Origin of the sequence: Methylobacterium sp. HMF5984, assembly GCF_045033435.1 — a bacterium.
In the GTDB taxonomy this organism is placed as follows: Bacteria; Pseudomonadota; Alphaproteobacteria; order Rhizobiales; family Beijerinckiaceae; genus Methylobacterium.
The window spans coordinates 2352801-2371419 of record NZ_JBJFLN010000001.1; the positions used below are offsets into that span (position 1 = coordinate 2352801).

Annotated in this window: 14 protein-coding genes; 4 read left to right on the forward strand and 10 right to left on the reverse strand. The window is 71.8% G+C overall.

All coding sequences use genetic code 11. The features are described 5' to 3' along the window. The first annotated feature begins 76 nt into the window (after positions 1-76). Positions 77-2767: a pyruvate, phosphate dikinase gene (gene ppdK, locus ACFZ8E_RS11370; protein ID WP_147727953.1), complete on the forward strand. Its 2691-nt coding sequence runs from the start codon at positions 77-79 to the stop codon at positions 2765-2767. A gap of 354 nt (positions 2768-3121) precedes the next feature. Further along, complete coding sequence (locus ACFZ8E_RS11375) at positions 3122-3364, forward strand: hypothetical protein (protein ID WP_243948553.1); 243 nt, start codon at positions 3122-3124, stop codon at positions 3362-3364. 30 nt (positions 3365-3394) lie between these two features. On the opposite strand, the gene ACFZ8E_RS11380 is transcribed toward ACFZ8E_RS11375, so the two are convergent. The 3 genes from ACFZ8E_RS11380 to ACFZ8E_RS11390 form a co-directional block, all read right to left on the reverse strand. Continuing rightward, positions 3395-4834 carry a DUF882 domain-containing protein gene (locus ACFZ8E_RS11380; RefSeq protein WP_243948558.1) on the reverse strand — a complete coding sequence of 480 codons (1440 nt, stop codon included), beginning with the start codon at positions 4832-4834 and terminating at the stop codon, positions 3395-3397. 330 nt (positions 4835-5164) lie between these two features. Beyond that, positions 5165-7261, reverse strand: coding sequence for a L,D-transpeptidase family protein (locus ACFZ8E_RS11385; protein ID WP_405042801.1), 2097 nt, complete (start codon positions 7259-7261; stop codon positions 5165-5167). Positions 7262-7423: 162 nt separating this feature from the next. Further along, complete coding sequence (locus ACFZ8E_RS11390; protein ID WP_147726263.1) at positions 7424-8917, reverse strand: sigma-54 dependent transcriptional regulator; 1494 nt, start codon at positions 8915-8917, stop codon at positions 7424-7426. A 285-nt stretch (positions 8918-9202) separates the two neighbouring features. On the opposite strand from ACFZ8E_RS11390, the gene ACFZ8E_RS11395 reads away from it, so the two are divergent. Beyond that, a complete protein-coding gene (locus ACFZ8E_RS11395; RefSeq protein WP_243948551.1) occupies positions 9203-11077 on the forward strand; it encodes a M3 family oligoendopeptidase in 1875 nt (624 codons plus the stop codon). Positions 11078-11168: 91 nt separating this feature from the next. On the opposite strand, the gene ACFZ8E_RS11400 is transcribed toward ACFZ8E_RS11395, so the two are convergent. From ACFZ8E_RS11400 to ACFZ8E_RS11425, 6 genes are all read right to left on the reverse strand, one after another. Then, positions 11169-11591 (reverse strand): organic hydroperoxide resistance protein, encoded by a 423-nt coding sequence (locus tag ACFZ8E_RS11400; protein WP_243948550.1) that lies wholly within the window; start codon positions 11589-11591, stop codon positions 11169-11171. A 100-nt stretch (positions 11592-11691) separates the two neighbouring features. Further along, positions 11692-12906: an acetyl-CoA C-acyltransferase gene (locus tag ACFZ8E_RS11405; protein ID WP_147842934.1), complete on the reverse strand. Its 1215-nt coding sequence runs from the start codon at positions 12904-12906 to the stop codon at positions 11692-11694. Between the two features lie 76 nt (positions 12907-12982). Continuing rightward, complete coding sequence (locus ACFZ8E_RS11410; protein ID WP_243934170.1) at positions 12983-13867, reverse strand: 3-keto-5-aminohexanoate cleavage protein; 885 nt, start codon at positions 13865-13867, stop codon at positions 12983-12985. 10 nt (positions 13868-13877) lie between these two features. Beyond that, positions 13878-14636, reverse strand: a complete 759-nt coding sequence (locus ACFZ8E_RS11415) for an SDR family NAD(P)-dependent oxidoreductase (protein ID WP_243934172.1) — start codon at positions 14634-14636, stop codon at positions 13878-13880. Positions 14637-14676: 40 nt separating this feature from the next. Next, positions 14677-15627, reverse strand: coding sequence for a 3-hydroxyacyl-CoA dehydrogenase family protein (locus tag ACFZ8E_RS11420; protein ID WP_243948549.1), 951 nt, complete (start codon positions 15625-15627; stop codon positions 14677-14679). A 15-nt stretch (positions 15628-15642) separates the two neighbouring features. After that, a complete protein-coding gene (locus ACFZ8E_RS11425; protein WP_243948547.1) occupies positions 15643-16674 on the reverse strand; it encodes a cyclase family protein in 1032 nt (343 codons plus the stop codon). Between the two features lie 247 nt (positions 16675-16921). Between ACFZ8E_RS11425 and ACFZ8E_RS11430 the strand changes: the two genes are divergently transcribed. Continuing rightward, a complete protein-coding gene (locus tag ACFZ8E_RS11430) occupies positions 16922-17329 on the forward strand; it encodes a PaaI family thioesterase (RefSeq protein WP_147842939.1) in 408 nt (135 codons plus the stop codon). Between the two features lie 119 nt (positions 17330-17448). Here the strand turns inward: ACFZ8E_RS11430 and ACFZ8E_RS11435 are convergent, their stop codons facing one another. Beyond that, a complete protein-coding gene (locus tag ACFZ8E_RS11435; RefSeq protein WP_147842940.1) occupies positions 17449-18312 on the reverse strand; it encodes an outer membrane protein in 864 nt (287 codons plus the stop codon). Between the last annotated feature and the right edge of the window lie 307 nt (positions 18313-18619).

Sequence of the window (18619 nt, forward strand, 5' to 3'; positions counted from 1 at the left end):
AGATCCTTTTGACGCAAGATCCTTTTGACGCAAGACCCTTGGACGCGAGTCCTCTTGCACGACGGACGGAATCGATATGACGAGCGGCACCGCGAAGTGGGTCTACACCTTCGGCGACGGCAAGGCCGAGGGCAAATCGCAGATGCGCGACCTGCTCGGCGGCAAGGGCGCGAACCTCGCCGAGATGTCCAATCTCGGCCTGCCGGTGCCCCCCGGCTTCACCATCACCACCGAGGTCTGCACCGCCTACTACGAGAACGGCCAGACCTACCCGGCCGAGCTGAAGGCGCAGGTCGCCACCGCCCTCGAGCAGGTCGGCGCGATCACCGGCAAGACCTTCGGCGATGCGGCGAACCCGCTCCTCGTCTCGGTGCGCTCGGGCGCCCGCGCCTCGATGCCGGGCATGATGGACACGGTGCTCAACCTCGGCCTCAACGACGCGACCGTCGCCGCGCTCGCCGAGAGCTCGGGCGACCCGCGCTTCGCCTACGATTCCTACCGCCGCTTCATCACCATGTACTCGAACGTGGTGCTGGGCGTTGAGCACCACGCCTTCGAGGAGGCGCTGGAGCACTACAAGGAGGGCAAGGGCTTCGATCTCGACACCGAGCTCGGTGCCGACGACTGGAAGCACCTCATCGAGAAGTACAAGGCGATCGTCGTCGAGGAGCACGGCTCGCCGTTCCCGCAGGGCGCCGAGGACCAGCTCTGGGGCGCCATCGGCGCAGTGTTCGATTCGTGGATGATCCCGCGGGCGAAGAAGTACCGCGAGCTGAACGCCATCCCCGAGAGCTGGGGCACCGCCGTCAACGTCCAGGCCATGGTGTTCGGCAACATGGGCGACACCTCGGCCACCGGCGTCGCCTTCACCCGCAACCCGTCCACCGGCGAGCGCGCGCTCTACGGCGAGTTCCTGATCAACGCGCAGGGCGAGGACGTCGTCGCCGGCATCCGCACCCCGCAGGACATCACCGAGAAGGCCCGGCTCGAGGCCAAGTCCGAGAAGCCGTCGATGGAGCGGGCGATGCCCGAATCCTACGCCGAGCTGACGCGGATCTACGGCATCCTCGAGACCCATTACCGCGACATGCAGGACATGGAGTTCACCATCGAGAGCGGGAAGCTCTGGATGCTCCAGACCCGCAACGGCAAGCGCACCGCCAAGGCGGCGCTCCGCATCGCCGTGGATCTGGCCGGCGAGGGCCTGATCACGCAGGAGGAGGCGATCGCCCGGATCGAGCCCGGCGCGCTCGACCAGCTCCTGCACCCGACGATCGACCCGAAGGCCGAGCGGAAGGTGATCGCGCAGGGGCTGCCGGCCTCGCCGGGCGCCGCCACCGGCGAGATCGTGTTCAACTCCGAGGACGCCGAGACCCTGCGCAAGGCCGAGCGCAAGTGCATCCTCGTGCGCATCGAGACCTCGCCCGAGGACATCCACGGGATGCACGCCTCCGAGGGCATCCTGACCACGCGCGGCGGCATGACCTCCCACGCGGCCGTCGTCGCCCGCGGCATGGGCAAGCCCTGCGTGTCGGGCGTCGGCTCGATCCGGATCGACTACAAGGCGCAGACCCTCACGGTCGGCGGCGTGACGCTGAAGGCCGGCGACCGCATCACCATCGACGGCTCGACGGGGCAGGTGCTGCAGGGCGAGGTGACGATGCTGGCGCCCGAGCTGTCGGGCGACTTCGCCACCCTGATGGGCTGGGCCGACGCGTACCGCACCATGAAGGTGCGCGCCAACGCCGACACGCCGACCGACGCCCGCACCGCCCGCGACTTCGGCGCCGAGGGCATCGGCCTGTGCCGCACCGAGCACATGTTCTTCGAGGGCGACCGCATCATCGCGGTGCGCGAGATGATCCTGGCCGACGACGCGGAGGGGCGCCGCGCGGCGCTCGCCAAGATCCTGCCCTACCAGCGCCAGGACTTCGTCGAGCTGTTCACCATCATGTCGGGCCTGCCCGTCACGATCCGCCTGCTCGACCCGCCGCTGCACGAGTTCCTTCCGCATTCCGACGCCGAGGTGAAGGAGGTGATGGACGCCACCGGCATCGCGGAGGACCGGATCCGCCACCGGATGCGCGAGCTCTCCGAGTTCAACCCGATGCTCGGCTTCCGCGGCTGCCGCCTCGCCATCGCCTTCCCGGAGATCGCGGAGATGCAGGCCCGCGCCATCTTCGAGGCGGCCGTCCAGGCGGCGCAGGAGACCGGCGCGCCGGTCACCCCCGAGGTGATGGTGCCGCTGGTGTTCTCCCGCGCCGAGTTCGACATCGTGAAGGCCCGCATCGACGCGACCGCCAAGGCGGTGTCGGAGGAGACCGGCAAGGCGATCGGCTATCAGGTCGGCACCATGATCGAGCTGCCGCGCGCGGCGCTCAAGGCCAACGAGATCGCGGCGACGGCGGAGTTCTTCTCCTTCGGCACCAACGACCTGACGCAGACGGCGCTCGGCATCTCGCGCGACGACGCGGCGACCTTCCTCGGGCCCTACACCCAGAAGGGCATCCTGGCCGCCGACCCGTTCGTGACCATCGACCAGGAGGGCGTCGGCGAGCTGGTGCGGATCGGCGTCGAGCGCGGCCGCTCGGTCCGCCCCGACATCAAGCTCGGCATCTGCGGCGAGCACGGCGGCGACCCGGCCTCGATCGGCTTCTGCCAGGAGGTCGGCCTCGACTACGTGTCGTGCTCGCCCTACCGCGTGCCGATCGCCCGCCTCGCCGCCGCGCAGGCCGCCCTGGGCAAGGTCTCGGCGAAGGAAGGCTAGGCACCCGCAAGCGCCGATCCGCGGATTTCGGCGCCGGGTCCTTTTGCTGGGCGGCCCAGCGTCATCATAACGCGCGGAAGCGGAACCGCGTTCTCCCTCCCCCCGTTGCGGGGGAGGGAAGGCGCGCGGAGGCCTTGAGCCGATAGGTCGATACGGTCGCGTGAACAGGTGAGGAAGCCCACCTCGGCGCGCCTGGCGATCCCGCGTTAACCACGCACAAAAAACCTGCAAAAATAACGGAACCGGGCCGGCGAACCTCTGCCGTAGGGCCGCGTTGGATGCTAGTGGCGAACCGAATGCGCGTGAGCGATCGACGGTTCGACCGGGCGTCAGTCATCCGCGGGAACGCCGGCCATGAACGACTCGTCCTCGTCACAGCTCTACCTCGGGGAAAACCCCTGTGCCGTGCGGATTCCGAAGGTCTTCGCGCGGGCGTATCTCTGGCTCGTCGGTGCGGGAACGCTCCTCGGCGTGCTGGTCTTCGCCGTGGCGTCCCAGAGCAGCCTCGACGCGGCGCGCATCGCCGGATCGGACGCCGGGTACGCGGCGACCCTAGTTTCCGCGATGACGGTCAGCCAGGGCCGCCGCCTGCCCTGACGGCAGCGCCCACGAACCTTACGACATCCTTCAGTGACCGCCGGGAACGGCCCGGGTCGCCGAGCCCGTGAAGCGCGCGGCCGTGAGGTCGTCGCCGGGGCTGCGGCGGCCGAAGCGCGTCGTCACCGTGTCGGGCGACGCGCCGACGACCGCCTCCGGCGCCGCGTCCGTACGGGCGCGCGTCTGCGCCACGCGGACCGGGGCGATGCGGCTTGCCGGATGAGCGGCGCCGGACTCGGTCGAGACCGCGGCGAACAGGGCGCGCAGCTGCGCCTTCGCATCGGCGTCGGCCGGGACCAGGGCGTCCACCGGGCGCGCCGCCGCGGGCCGCTCGGTGACGGCGGCGAGGCTCGAGCCCAGGCTGGCCATGCCGACGTTGCCGAGGCCGGCGAACTGCGCCGGGCGCGGCGGCGGCAGAGGCATCGCGAGCGCGGCGGCCGCGACGGCGGTGAATTCGGCGGGCCGGCGCGGCGGCAGCGGCGCCGTCACGTTGGAGATCAGCGCCGCGTCGATCGCGTCCTCCGGCTTCGAGGCCGGCGGCTCGGCGGTGAGCAGGGCCCTGGCGTCGCGCCCGTCGCGGCGCAGCATCGCCTCGCGCAGCGCGCCGTCGGCGGCCGGCGCCGCCGGGGCGGCGTAGGCAAGGGCCGCGCGGGTGCCGATGCCGTCTTCCGGGTCGGCGCTCGCCACCGCGACCACCGGCTTCGGCTTCCTGCGCGCCACCGCGACCGGCGCCGGGGCCGGATCGCTGCGGCTGCCGAACAGGCCGGCGAGGAACCCGACGAGGCTCGGGCCCTCCTCCTCGTCGGCGGAGGCGATCTGCGAGGACACGCCGAGCACGGTGCCGCCGCGGGCCAGGATCTCGGCGCGGGCCTCCTCGTAGCGCGGGAACGGCCGGTTGTCGGACGCCAGGTGGACGGTCTTGCCGTCGGGGAACAGGCGGGCGAGCTGGTCGTGGCTCATCCGCGGCCACATCCGGACCGAGCCGACGTCGAGATGGACGAAGGGCGAGCCGGCATGCGGATACCAGCCGACGCCGCCGCGCTGCATCTGCAGCCCGACCGCGCGGATGTCGTCGATGGAGACGCCCGGCAGGTAGAAATCCATCGCCTTGCCGAGCATGTGCTGGCTGTACTCGGCCACCGCCTTCGAGCGGCGGCGCAGCATCGCGTTGGTGCCGGGCGAGCGATAGGCCGACACCACGTGGATCGGCTCCGAGGCGCCGACCTGCCGATAGGCCTCCCAGACCGTGTCGAACAGGCGCGGGTCCATCTTGGTCGGCTCGTCGATGCGCCAGTCGCGCAGGAGCCAGTTCAGCTGCTCCAGGGCCGCGCGGTCGTAGCGCCCATCGCGCTTGAACGTGATGGTCGCGCTCTCCTTGGTGTGGGTGTGGAAGATCGTGAGCGAGCGGGTGTCGCCGTTGGCGACCGCATCCTGGGTGCCGGTGGTTCCGGCCGCCAGCGCCAGCGCCATGCCGGAGAGTCCGAAGAGGATGCGCCGAAGACGCGAGGGCCGGGGCGTCGTCTGGCTCGGCGTCGGCACGATCGTCTCACCCCTCGGACGCGACCCGCGTTCGGCGCGGAACCATGGTGAACGCAAGGTTGCCGAAAACCGTGAAGACCCGGTTATCGGCGGCCCGAGCCGGACACACGCGATTCCCTTACGGCTAAGTCTGGACCGTGGCGAAATCGTGCCGGCAAGCGCGGCGGCACACGTCGCCGCGGCGGTCGCCCGACGGGTGATGCGAATGGGCCACGGGGCCGGTGCGGGGGCTCCTCACGGACCGCGACCGGCGGGCTGCGGTCACCACCAGCTGCGCGAGACCGGAGCCGGGTTCGGCGTCCACAGGCCGGGCTCGCCGAACTCGGGCGGCGGCGCTTCCGCGGTCGCCCGCACGGCGCGGCGCGGCAGGGCAACGTGGCGCGGCTTCGCCCGCGGCGGCGGCGGCGCCACGGCCTCGGCCGTCCGGCGCGTCGGCTCGGACGGCCGGACCGCCGGCGAGACCTTGGCGACCGCACCGCCGCCACCGCCGAGTCCGAGGGCCGCGCGCATCGGTGCATCGTAGCCGTAGAGGTCGGGCAGCGTGCGGTAGCTGCCGCCGTCGTCGACGGTGGCGGTGAAGTAGGCGAGGTGCACCGGCAGCTTGTGCTCCAGGCGGATGGTGCGCTCGCCCTTGCCGACGAGCTTCTTCAGGCGCTCCTCGGTCCAGTTCGGCAGCACCACGTCGGCGAAGCGGAACGGGTCGTCGACGCGGACGCAGCCGTGGCTGAGGGCCCGTTCCGAACGCGAGAACAGCGAGCGGTTCGGCGTGTCGTGCAGGTACACGGCATGCTGGTTGGGGAACATGAACTTGATGAAGCCGAGCGCGTTCTTCTCGCCCGGCGGCTGGCGCAGCGAGACGTGGCCGCCGCGGCGCACGATCTCGTAGCCGCCCCAGGTGCTGCCGCCGTAGCTCGCGATCTTCGGCAGCATCGTCTTCAGGATCGAGGGCGGCACGTACCACGACGGGTTCACCACCGCGTATTCCATCAGCCCCGAGAACAGGGGCGTGCGCGAATCCGGCTTGCCGACGATGACGCGGGCCTCGTCGCGCTGGCGTCCGTCGCGGAACACGCGCAGGCGGAATTCCGGCACGTTGACCAGCACGTAGTCGGGCCCGAGCTCGGTGCCGAGCCAGCGCCAGCGCTCCATGTTGACGATCAGCGCCGCGTCGTCGCCCACCGGCCGCACCGCACTCGCCTGCTTGGCGCCCTGCGCCAGCGCCACCACCGTCTGGACGTTGAGGACGCCGTTGCCGGGCAGGCCGCGGCCGCGCTGGAACTTGGCGACCGCCGCGGCGACGCCGGAATCGTAATCCTCCGGATCGCCCGGGGGGACGTCGAGGGTGCCGGCCTTCCGGCTCTCCAGATCGAAATGGGCGCGCAGCAGGGGCACGCGCGCATCGCGCATGCCGACGCGCAGGGCCGGACCGGGCGGCAGGCGCAGGGTGGTCGCCGGACCCGCATCGTCCGTCGCGGCCGGCGCGCGTGCCACCGAGAGGCGGCTCTTGAGGGCGAGATAGCCGGGGGAGCGCGGATTGTAGGCCTGGAGCAGGTCGCCGGCGGTGCCGCCTGCGCCGGCGAGGCTCGCCAGGACCGTGTCGGCGGCCGGCAGATCGAGGGTCGGCGTGATCAGCCGCGAGATCGCGGCCAGGTTGATCCGCCCGCCGCGCGCGTCGCGGGCATAGAGGGCGGCGGCGGCCGAGAGCTTCAGGTCGGCCTCCGCGACGGCGGCCAGATCCTCGGCCTTGGCGGGGCTTTCCGTCTTGCCGGCGGTGTCGGCTTTCCCCGCCTTCGGGAGCGCCGGCACCGGATAGGCGCGGGCGTCGAGGCCGTCCTCGGGCGCCGCCGCGAGGCGTGCGGCGACGGCCTTCGCCGCCGGCGTGTAGGCGCCGTCCACGATCCAGACCGGCTTGAAGGCGCCGAGCGCGTAGAACGCCTGGATCGCCTCGCGTTCCTTCGTCGTCAGGCGGGCGAGCAGCGGGGCAGGCGAGGCCAGGCGGTTGAACACGGCGGCCGCCTGCGGGTCGCTCGGCACGGTGGGCGCCGCGGCGACCGCCGGACGCTCCGGTCCGGGCGCCTCGGTCTGGGCCGGATCGGCCTTCGGCGGCTCGGACGGCGTCACCGCCTCGAGGCCGGTGGCCGGCGGCGGCAGGCTCGGATCCGAGACCGCGGCCGGATCGGATGCGGGCGCCTTATCGGCGGCGACGGCCTTGTCCGGGGTCGCGGTGGCAACGGCGGCGGCGGGCGGGATGTCGTCCAGGCCACCGCGCGCGAAGGCCGCCGTGGAAAGGGCGCCCTGCGCGACGGAGCCGGCCAACAGGACGGCCAGGGCTGCTTTGGCCGAGCGCGAGACGCCCATCTGCGAACCTCCTGGGGACCGACCTCGAGGTCGCCCACAACCTTATCAGTATCGGCGCAAGCCCGGTCGTGCGCAATCGCACCCCCTCCGCTCGCGCCGTCGCGTGCCTGCAAGTGCCTGATGCGCCGAGCCTATCGGTCAGGCGCCGGCCCTCGGGCCGGATCAGGCCGCGGCCTCTTCGGCCTTGTCGTCGCCGTCGAGCCCAAGATCCTTGAGCTTGCGATACAGGGTGGACCGGCCGATTCCGAGGCGGCGCGACACCTCCGACATCCGGCCGCGATAGAATTGCAGCGCGAAGCGGATGATCTCGGCCTCCAGCGCATCCATCGGCTTCATCTCGCCGGTGTCCTCGACCACCAGCGACATCGCGTGGGGGTCGCGCACCTCGACGCGGACGATCTCGCGCACCGGCTCGGGCGAATGGGCCGACAGCATCGGCTGCACGGGCGCCGCCGGGATGCGGACGTCGAAGCCCTCGACCTGGGCGGCGATCTGCGGGAACTCGGCCACCGTCAGCTCGTCGCCGTCGGCGAGCACCACCGCGCGGAACAGCGCGTTCTCGAGCTGGCGGACGTTGCCGGGCCAGCCGTATCGGGTCAGCAGCGCCATCGCCTCGGGGGTGATCGCGCGGACGCGCTTGCCTTCCTCGGCCGCGAACCGGGCGCAGAAGGAGCGCACCAGGTCGGGCACGTCCTCGCGCCGGGCGCGGAGCGGCGGCAGGGTCATCGGGAAGACGTTGAGACGATAGTACAGGTCCTCGCGGAAGCGGCCCTCCTTGACGAGGTCGAGCAGCGAGCGGTTCGTCGCCGAGACCAGGCGGATGTCGACGCGCACGCTGCGCTTGCCCCCGACCGGGTCGACCTCGCCCTCCTGCAGCGCGCGCAGCAGCTTCACCTGCGCATCGAGGGGCAGCTCGCCGATCTCGTCGAGGAACAGCGTCCCGCCGGACGCCTCCACGAACTTGCCGGCATGGCGCTCGGTGGCGCCGGTGAAGGCGCCCTTCTCGTGCCCGAACAGGGTCGATTCGACGAGATTGTCGGGGATCGCCCCGCAATTGACCGTGACGAAGGGCTTTCCGCGCCGCTCGCCCGATCCCTGGATCGCGCGCGCCAGCACCTCCTTGCCGACGCCGGATTCGCCCTCGATCAGCACCGGGATGTTGGATTTCGCGGCGCGTTCGGCGAGCCGGATCACCCGCTCCATGTCGGGCGACTTCGAGGTGAGGTCCTTGAAGCTGAGCGAGCCGGAGGCGCGGCGGCGCATGCGCCGGACCTCCTCCTCCAGGTGGTCGACCCGGAGCGCGTTCTTAATCGAGACCTGCAGCCGCTCGGCGCCGGCGGGCTTGACCACGAAGTCGACGGCGCCGGCGCGCATCGCGGTGACGACGGCGTCGATGGAGCCGTTGGCGGTCTGGACGATGACCGGGGTGTCGAGGCCGGATTTCCGCATCTCGGCAAGCACGCCGAGGCCGTCGAGGCCGCCGGGCATGACGAGGTCGAGCAGGACCACGTCGATCTCGGGCTGGGTCCGCAGCAGCGCGAGCGCGTCCGCACCGTTCTCCGCGAGCTTCGCCTCGAAGCCGAAGCGGCGCACCGTCGCCTCGGCGAGACGACGCTGAACGGGATCGTCGTCGACGATCAGGACCGTTGTCGCCATGCGGGCTTTTCCTCGCTGCCGCGGGTCGACCGCGGCGCCGGACCTCGCGGGACCCGGCACCCGGCACGACCGGCGGGTGTTTCGTTTCGAGCCGGAGCGTCGCCCAGATGCGTAAAGCACCGCTTAACGACGACGGGAGATTTGCCGCAGGCGCCGCTTGCATCGCCGGCGGCCGCCGAATTCGGTTGAACGCCGTCGATCGCGCTCGATATGAGGCGGGAAGGGCCCGTCGGGCCCCGCGCGGGCGACACGCCGGCAACGAACCGAGGATCCATGCGAGGAATCATGTCCGCCCGAGCCTTCGCCCCCGCAGGGTCGCCCCTCCGGAGCGCCGAGGGCGCCTCCGCGGCGCGTGCCGCGGCCCACGCGGTCGATCTCGGGCCGCTTCCCGAATGGGACCTCGCCGACCTGTATTCCGGCCTGGACGCGCCGGACTTCCGCCGCGACCTCGCGAAGGCGGAAGCGGATTGCCGTTCGTTCTCCGAGACCTACGCCGGGAAGATCGCGCAGCTCGCGAGCGAGCCCGACGCCTCGGGCGAGCTCGCCGCCGCGGTCGCGGCGTACGAGGCGATCGAGGAGCTGCTCGGCCGCCTGATGTCCTATGCCGGGCTGGTCTATTCCGGCGACACCACCGACGAGGCGCGGGCGAAGTTCTACGGCGACACCCGCGAGCGCCTCACCGACGCCTCCGGAAACCTGCTGTTCTTCGCGCTCGAGCTCAACCGGATCGAGGACGGGGTTCTCGACGCGGCGATGTCCGCCGGGCCGCTCGCCCGCTACGCCCCGTGGATCGAGGATCTGCGCCGCGAAAAGCCGTTCCAGCTCGAGGACCGGATCGAGAAGCTGTTCCTGGAGAAATCCGTCACCGCGAACGCGGCCTGGGACCGCCTGTTCAACGAGACCATCGCGGCCCTGCGCTTCCCCGTCCAGGGGGAGCGGCTGCCCCTGGAGCCGACGCTGAACAAGCTCCAGGACCCGGACGGCGAGGTCCGCCGGGAGGCGGCCGGGGCGCTGAGCGAGGTGTTCCGCGAGAACCTGCGGGTGTTCACGCTGATCACCAACACGCTGGCCAAGGACAAGGAGATCTCGGACCGCTGGCGCGGCTTCAAGGACGTGGCGGATGCCCGCCACCTCTCGAACCGCGTCGAGCCCGAGGTGGTCGCGGCGCTGGTCGATGCCGTTCGCGAGGCCTATCCGCGGCTCTCGCACCGCTACTACCGGCTGAAGGCCAAGTGGTTCGGCGTCGAGGCGCTGCCCTACTGGGACCGCAACGCGCCGCTGCCGAAGGTCGAGCAGCGCACCATCCCGTGGACCGAGGCGCGCGACACGGTGCTCGACGCCTACGGCGCGTTCTCGCCGAAGATGGCCGGCATCGCGCGGGACTTCTTCGACCGGCGCTGGATCGACGCGCCGACGCGGCCCGGCAAGGCGCCCGGCGCCTTCGCGCACCCGACGGTGCCTTCGGTCCACCCCTACGTGCTGGTCAACTACCAGGGCAAGCCGCGGGACGTGATGACCCTCGCGCACGAGCTCGGCCACGGCGTGCACCAGGTGCTGGCCGGCCACAACGGCGCGCTGATGGCGCCGACGCCGCTGACCCTGGCCGAGACCGCCAGCGTGTTCGGCGAGATGCTGACCTTCCGGCGCCTGCTCGCGGCGACGACCAACACGACCCAGCGCCGGGCGATGCTGGCCGCCAAGGTCGAGGACATGATCAACACGGTGGTGCGCCAGATCGCGTTCTACTCCTTCGAGCGCAAGGTCCACCTCGCGCGCGCCGAGGGCGAGCTCACCGCGGAGCAGATCAACGGCCTGTGGATGTCGGTGCAGGCCGAATCGCTCGGCCCGGCGATCACGCTCGATGCCGGATACGAGCCGTTCTGGGCCTACATCCCGCACTTCATCCACTCTCCGTTCTACGTCTACGCCTACGCCTTCGGCGACTGCCTGGTGAACTCGCTCTACGGGGTCTACGCGAAGGCGGAGGGCGGCTTCGTCGAGCGCTACTTCGCCCTGCTCTCGGCCGGCGGCTCGAAGCCCTACGGCGAGCTCCTGGCCCCGTTCGGCCTCGACGCCCGCGATCCCGGCTTCTGGCAGATCGGCCTCGGCATGATCGAGGGCATGATCGCGGAGCTGGAGGGGATGGAATCCGAGGCCTGAACGCCAGGGCCCTCCCGCGGTCGACACGCATGAAAAGACCCGCGACGGGGTGCCCCGTCGCGGGTCTTTTCGGTCTCGGTTCCGGCCGCGATCAGACGGCGGCGACGTCGACCCGGATGTTGCCGCGGATGGCGTGCGAGTACGGGCAGACCACGTCGGCGCGCTTCACGAGGTCGGCGGCCTTCTCGGCATCGATGCCCGGCAGGCTGGCCTTGAGGCTGACGGTGAGGCCGAAGCCGGTGCCGTCGTCGCGCTTGCCGATGCCGACCTCGGCGTCGACGCGGGCGTCCTCGGGCACCTTCACCTTGTCCTGGGCGGCGACGAACTTGATCGCGCCGAGGAAGCAGGCGGCGTAGCCGGCGGCAAAGAGCTGCTCGGGGTTGCTGCCCGGGCCGCCGTTGCCGCCGAGCTCCTTCGGGGTCGAGAGGCCGACGCCGAGACGGCTGTCGTCGGTCGCGGCGGATCCTTCGCGGCCGCCGGTGGCGTGGGCGTGGGCGGTGTAGAGAGCCTGCATCGTCGTCTCCTGTCGGCGTTGGGAATCATGCACCCGCTCGCGGGCGATCGATGACCCTTCATCCCACGAAACTAGGTTGCGCGCAACCGATGTCGCGCGTTCAGTAGATCTCGAACAGGCCGGCCGCGCCCATGCCGCCGCCCACGCACATCGTGACCACGCCGTACTTGGCGCCCCGGCGGCGCCCCTCGATCAGCAGGTGCCCGGTCATGCGCGCGCCGGACATGCCGTAGGGATGGCCGATCGCGATCGCGCCGCCGTCGACGTTGAGGCGCTCGTCGGGAATGCCGAGGCGGTCGCGGCAATACAGGACCTGGACCGCGAAGGCCTCGTTCAGCTCCCACAGGTCGATGTCGCCGACGGTGAGCCCGTGCTGCTCCAGAAGCTTGGGCACGGCGAAGACCGGGCCGATGCCCATCTCGTCGGGCGCGCACCCGGCCACCGCCATGCCGCGATAGGCGCCGAGCGGCTGCAGCCCGCGCCGCTCGGCCTCCCGCGCCTCCATCAGCACGCAGGCCGAGGCGCCGTCCGAGAGCTGGCTCGCGTTGCCGGCGGTGATGAACGCGCCCTCGGCGACGGCCTGCCCGTTGCGGAACACCGGCTTCAGGGCGGAAAGGTCCTCGAGCCGGGTCTGCGGCCGGTTGCCCTCGTCCTGCGAGAGCGTCACCGCGCGCTTCGTCACGGCACCGGTCGCCTTGTCGACGACCGCCATCTCGGTCGCCAGCGGCACGATCTCGTCGGCGAAGCGCCGGTTGGCCTGGGCCTCGGCGGTGCGGTGCTGCGACTGCAGCGCGTAGCGGTCCTGCGCCTCCCGATCGATGCCGTAGCGGGCGGCGACGATCTCGGCGGTCTCCAGCATCGACATGTAGACGTGCGGGGCCATCGCGGTGAGCGCCGCATCCTCGGCGCGGAAACGGTTCAGGTGCTCGTTCTGGACGAGCGAGATCGATTCGAGGCCGCCGCCGATCGCGGCCTGCATGCCGTCGACGACGATCTGCTTGGCGGCGGTGGCGATCGCCATCAGCCCCGAGGCGCATTGCCGGTCGACGCTCATCCCCGCCACCGAAGCCGGGAGCCCGGCCCGCAGGGCGGATTGCCGCGCGATGTTGGTGCCGGTGGAGCCCTGCTGCAGGGCGGCCCCGAGGATCACGTCGCCGATCAGCGTGCCGGCTTCCTCCGGCGCGATGCCGGCGCGGGAGAGCGCGTGGGCGATCGCGTGGCCGCCGAGCGCCTGCGCCTGGGTGTCGTTGAAGGCGCCGCGATAGGCCTTGCCGATCGGGGTCCGCGCAGTCGAGACGATGACGGCTTCACGCATGGTGTGCTGGTCCTTGGCGGGGCCGATCCCGCCCGTATCGGGAAGACAGGCGGTGTGCCGGATCCGGCCGGCCGGCTCAACCGCGCGCGGCGAGCCCGAAGATCGCGCGCGCCTCGGCCGGGCTCGCCGGTGCGCAGTCGATGAGCGACAGCAGCGTCACCGCCTTCTCGACGAGCGCGGCGTTGCTCGGCGCCAGGCGTCCGCGGGCGAGGTAAAGGTTGTCCTCCAGGCCGACCCGGACGTTGCCGCCCATGCTGGCGGCGAGCGCCACCATCGGGAACTCGGCCCGGCCGATGCCGAAGGCCGACCAGACCGCGTCGGCCGGCAGGCGCGCGCGCATCTGCACCAGGGTCTCGGGGTCGGCCGGCGCCCCCCACGGGATGCCCAGGCAGATCTGGAACAGCGGCGGGGCGGCGAGATGCCCCTCGGCGATGAGGTGGCGGGCGAGCGCGATGTGGCCGAGGTCGAACACCTCGATCTCCGGCCGCACGCCGGCGGCGCGGATCGCCTCGGCCATGGCGCGCAGGTGCGCCGGGGTGTTGAGGAACAGGTTCTCGCCGAAGTTCATCGTCGCGACGTCGAGGGTGCAGAGCTCCGGCCTGAGCGCGCTCACGTGGCGGGTGCGCACCGCCGGGGTCTCGAAGAGGGTGCCAAGCCCCGCCGCGGCCGGATCGGACGCGCCCGGCACGAAGCGTCCGCCGGCGCCCGTGGTCAGGTTGAGGATCACGTCGGCGTTGCGCTCGCGGATGCGCTCCACCACCTCGCGGTAATGCGCGAGCTCCATGCTCGGCGCCGCGGTCTCGGGGTGGCGGACGTGGACGTGCACCACCGCGGCGCCGGCCTCGGCCGCCTCGAGCGCCGAGCGGGCGATGGCCTCCGGGCTGACCGGCACCGCCGGGTTCTTCGACGGCGTGTCGAACGAGCCCGTCAGGGCGCAGGTGATCACGGTCTTCTGCGACATCGCCGTCTCCTCAGATCATCCCGCCGTCGACCACCAGCGTCTCGCCGGTGATGTAGGCCCCGCCGGCGGCGAGGAAGAACATCGCCTCGGCGATGTCCTCGGGCTCGGCCAGGCGCGCCATCAGGGTGTTGGCGACGGTCGCCGCCTTGCGTGCCTCGGGCCAGTTCGCAGTCCAGGGCGTGGCCACGAGGCCCGGCGCGACCGCGTTGACGCGGATCTCGGGGGCGAGCGCCCGGGCGAGCGAGCGCGTCAGGTTCACGAGCCCGGCCTTGCTCGCCGAGTAGGCGATGCTGGAGCCGCGCCGCCCGAGGCCGGCGACCGAGGCGGTGTTGACGATGGCGCCGCGGCGCGCCCGCAGGGCGGGGGCGGCGGCCCGCGCGCAGCGATAGGGGCCGACGAGGTTGGTCGACAGGATCGAATCCCAGAAATCCTCGGTCATCGCGTCGAGGTCCTCGAAGGCGATCGGCGCCTGCGTGCCCGAGGTGCCGGCATTGTTGATCAGCACGTCGAGGCCGCCGAGCGTCGCGATCGCCTCGGCCACCATCGCCTCCGCCTCGCCTGCGCGGGAGACGTCGCCGGCGACCGCCGTGACGAAGAGACCGTCCGCGCGCAGACGCCCGGCGGCCTCCGGGCCGCGTGGGTCGTCCGCGAGGTGGTTCAGGGCGACCGCGGCCCCGTTGCGCGCGAACAGCGTGGCGGCGGCCAGGCCGATGCCGGAGGACGCCCCGGTGACGAGGACGGCTTTGCCGCGAAGGTCGGCGCCGATCATGGTGTGCTCCCGTCTGCGATCGGAGGTCGGCGGCGGACGCTCACGTGCCCTCCATCCGGCCGATGCCGCGCATCGCCGCCTTGAGGGCGAGCAGCTTGCGGTCGCGCTCGCGGAACAGCTCCGCCGGGTCGCGGCCGCCCCAGTCGAAGTAGCCGCGCCCGGCCATCACCCCGGTCCGGCCCTCGGCGCAGAGGGCGTCGAGGCTGCCCGACCGGGTGCGCGGCGGGGGCGGGGCGTAGCTCGCGTTGGCGAGCGCCCGGCGCTGCAGATCGAGACCGGTGAAGTCCGCCTTGGCAAGGTGGCCGAGAATCGGGATGCGCAGCGAGAGCCCGTGCACGATGGCGTCGTCGATCTCGCGCGGGGTGGCGTAGCCTTCGTCGAGGAGGTGGTGCACCTCGGCGGTGATCGCCGACTGGATGCGGTTGGCGACGTAGCCCGGCACGAAGCGCTTGAGGTCGATCGGCACCTGGCCGAGCCCGACGACGAGGTCGCGGATCTCGGCCACCACCTCCGGCCGCGTCTCGGGACCCGGCACCACGTCGACGAGATCGATGATGTAGGGGGGCGTGTACCAGTGCGCGACGAGGGCGCGCGGCTGCCGCCCGGCCGGGATCAGCGGGAAGACGTCGAGGTAGCTCGTGTTGCTGGCGATCACCGCGTCGGCGGCGCAGAGCCCGTCGAGCTCGGAGTACAGCGTGCGCTTCGCCTCCGGGTCCTCGGTGATCGCCTCGACGACGAGGCTCGCCCCGTCGACCGTGGCCGCGAGGTCCGGCGAGAGCCGCACGGCCGCGGCGAGGCGGTCCGCGGTCCACCCGTCGGGCGCGGCGCCGGCTTCCGCCAAGGTCGCGAGCGCGGAGGCCATCAGGGCGGGCACCGCATCAAGGGTCTCGGCGCGGCTGTCCGTGAGGCGGACGGCATGGCCGCCGAGCGCCAGGACCAGGGCGATGCCGTGACCCATCAGCCCGGCCCCGACGACGGCGATCTCGGCCATGATGTCCTCCTCCGGTCAGACGGTGGCGATCGGCGTCGCCGGCGAGCCGACGGCGCCGGGAAGCCGCAGGGGCGGCGCGGTGAGCAGGAAGCGATGGCGCCCGTTCGCCCTGAGCCAGGCCGCCAGCGGGGTCAGGTGCCAGAGCTCGCCCAGCGGCAGCCCGAGCTTGAACAGGCAGTGCTCGTGCAGCGGCAGGATCGCGCAGCACGCCCCGCCCGGCCGCGCCGGATAGGCCTCGACCGCGTAGTTGTCGGCGGCGAGCGCGGAGAGCCCGCTGTCGCTGATCCAGGCGAGAAGCCGCGCGTCGCGGCCGTCCAGGACGGCGCAGATGCGGTGGACCTCCTGCGGGTCCGGATGCCCGGCCCAGGCGAGGAGCCGGTCGGCGAAGCCGGTATGCAGGCAGACCATGTCGCCGGGCTCGACCGCGACCCCGTCGGCTTCCAGGATCCGCATCAGGGCGTCGTAGCCGACGAGTGTGCGGGCGTCGCCGTGATGCGCCCGCAGGTCGACCATCACGCCACGGCCCTGCATGCCGTGCTCGGCCAAGCGCTCGATGCCGAGGCGGTGCGCGCGCGACGGGGCCTCGACCTCGGCCGCCTCGCTCGGACCCGTCACGTCGAGGCCGCCGCGGAAACCGTTGTAGTAGACGGGTTTCGGCGTTCCGTCCCCGTCGGCGTCGAACAGGCCGCCGACATGGGCGAGGCTGTCCCACTGCGTCGAGTATTGCAGATAGAGCATCACCCGGTCGTCGCAGATCACGTCGGTGGCGCCGTCGACCTCCTCGCAGACCCGGAAGTTGGTCACCGGCCGGCCGTTGGCCCGGACCGTCGGGCTGAGGCGCGGCGGGTGGCGGCGCTGGTTCAGGACGTTGCCGCCGGGCAGGTCGAGGGGCAGGCTGAGGCAGAAGGTCCGGCCCACGCGGACCTCCGCGACGCCCTGGAGCACCTTGGCCGCATCGAGCCCGTTGACGCGGCCGAGTTGGTCCTCAGGGCCGTAATCGCCCCAGGTCGAGCCCTCGGGCCGGCGGCGCCAGCGCGGCTCGGTCATCGGCGCGTCCTGCCGGTATCGGTTCTGCCCTCGCAGATCCGGGGCGCGGCGGGTGCCGGAGCCGGGCGCATGCGTCCATCCCTGAAGGCGGATCCTTGGCGGATCCCGTTGGCCGCATCGTCCGTCCGGCCATACCGGTCTGTCAACGACCGGGTCGCGGCCGGAGCGACGAAGCCGGGCGGATTTGTCAGGGCGCGCGAGCGCCCGCATACCGGACCTTCGAAACGGGCGAGGGCCGGAGCAGCCGATGCGCGAGCAGGATACGATCTTCGGGGCCGACATCCCGTTTGCGCGGCTCTGCGGCGTCGAGGCGCTCGGCTATGCCGAGGGACGCACCCGGCTGCGGCTGAGGCTGCGCGACGACCACGGCAACAACCTCGGCATCGCCCATGGCGGTGTGATCTGCACGCTCCTCGATATCGCCATGGGGACGGCGGCGCGGCTCGCCGCCGGGCGGCCGGTGCTCACCCTCGACATGCAGACCCGCTTCCTCGCCCCCGGCCGCGGCTTGCTGCTCGCCGAAGGGTTCGTCGTGCGCGGCGGGCGTTCGGTGCTGTTCTGCGAGGCGGAGATCCGCGGGGAGGGCGGCGATCTGGTCGCCACCGCGAGCGGCCTGTTCAAGCCTGCCCGCAGCGAACCGGGGCCTGCGGCGTGAGGTAGGCGACCATCGACGAAAGCGGCCGCCGCCGACACGAAAAAAGCCCCGGACGCATGCGCCCGGGGCTTCATCGCAGCATTCCAAGGGGCCGGAGGGATCACCCTCCGGCGAAGACCTTAGAGGCCGCCAAACTTGTAGTTGAAGCCAGCGCGGATGATGCTGCCCTCGGTGCGGAAGCGCGAGATGTAGCCGGCGCCCGGGCCGACACCGTTGAACGAGCCGACGATGACGTTGCGGCTGCCGAGGTCGTAGTGGAGGTATTCGGCCTTGATCGTCACGGCGTCGTACTTCAGGCCGAGATACTTCGCGAAGGCGAAGGTGTTGAGGAAGCTGTCGGTCGGGATCGCGTACTCGACGCCGCCGCCGTAGGCGTAACCGGTCTCGAGGTTGTTGGTGCGGCCGGCGAAGGCGAGGGCGCCGCCGGGGGTGTAGAAGTTGGCATCGTACTGGACCTCGCCGAAGGCGAAGCCGCCGGTCCCGTAGACCATGAACCGGTCGAAGGCGTAGCCGACGCGGCCGGTGACGGTGCCGAGATATTCCAGGCTCTGGCGGAAGTAGTTCGGGTTGGGCAGGACGCCGCCGGCGTTCGGAGCGTCGAGGCTGAAGCGGCCCTTGTGGATGTCGGTCCAGTCGACGCTGACGGCGCCGCCGAGGACGAAGCCGGAGCCCGGGGTGAATTGATAGTTGTAGCCCGCGGTGCCGCCGATCTTGCCGATGCCGTCGGTCTCGGTGGTGGCCAGCGGCGGACGACGCAGGGCCTGCACGTTGGCGACGTTCACGGGCGAGATGCCGGTGGTGGTGATCCGCTGGCGGTCGGTGAAGGTGTAGGTCGACTCGAGGCCGGCGTAGAAGCCGGTCCAGGTGAACACCGGGATCGGGGTGAAGACCGGCGGGGGCTCGCGGCGCGGCAGGTCGGCGGCGGAGGCGACGGCGGTCATGCCGGCCAGCACGGTCGAGGCGAGGAGAAGCTTCTTCGTCATGTGAGGGGTACCTGAAGACTGTCCCGAATGGCTCTGGCCCCACTTAAGCGTAAGCGTGCCCGGGCAACTATGCCCGCCGTGCCACAGTGCGGCCCAAATGCAGCGGTGGCGCCACGGACGACCTTGCCCGACCGAATCGCCGCCGGCCTGCCCCGTCGGGCCGGCGGCGGGCACGGCCGGGGCGCCGGCCCTTGATCAAAGGACGGCGAGCCTCTAATCCGACCGCGCCTTTCGCCGGGGCTCCCCCGCGAGCCGGGCGAGAGTCGAGATCGGGTGCGCCCGTGCGCGGGCCCTGCCGCAGGAACGG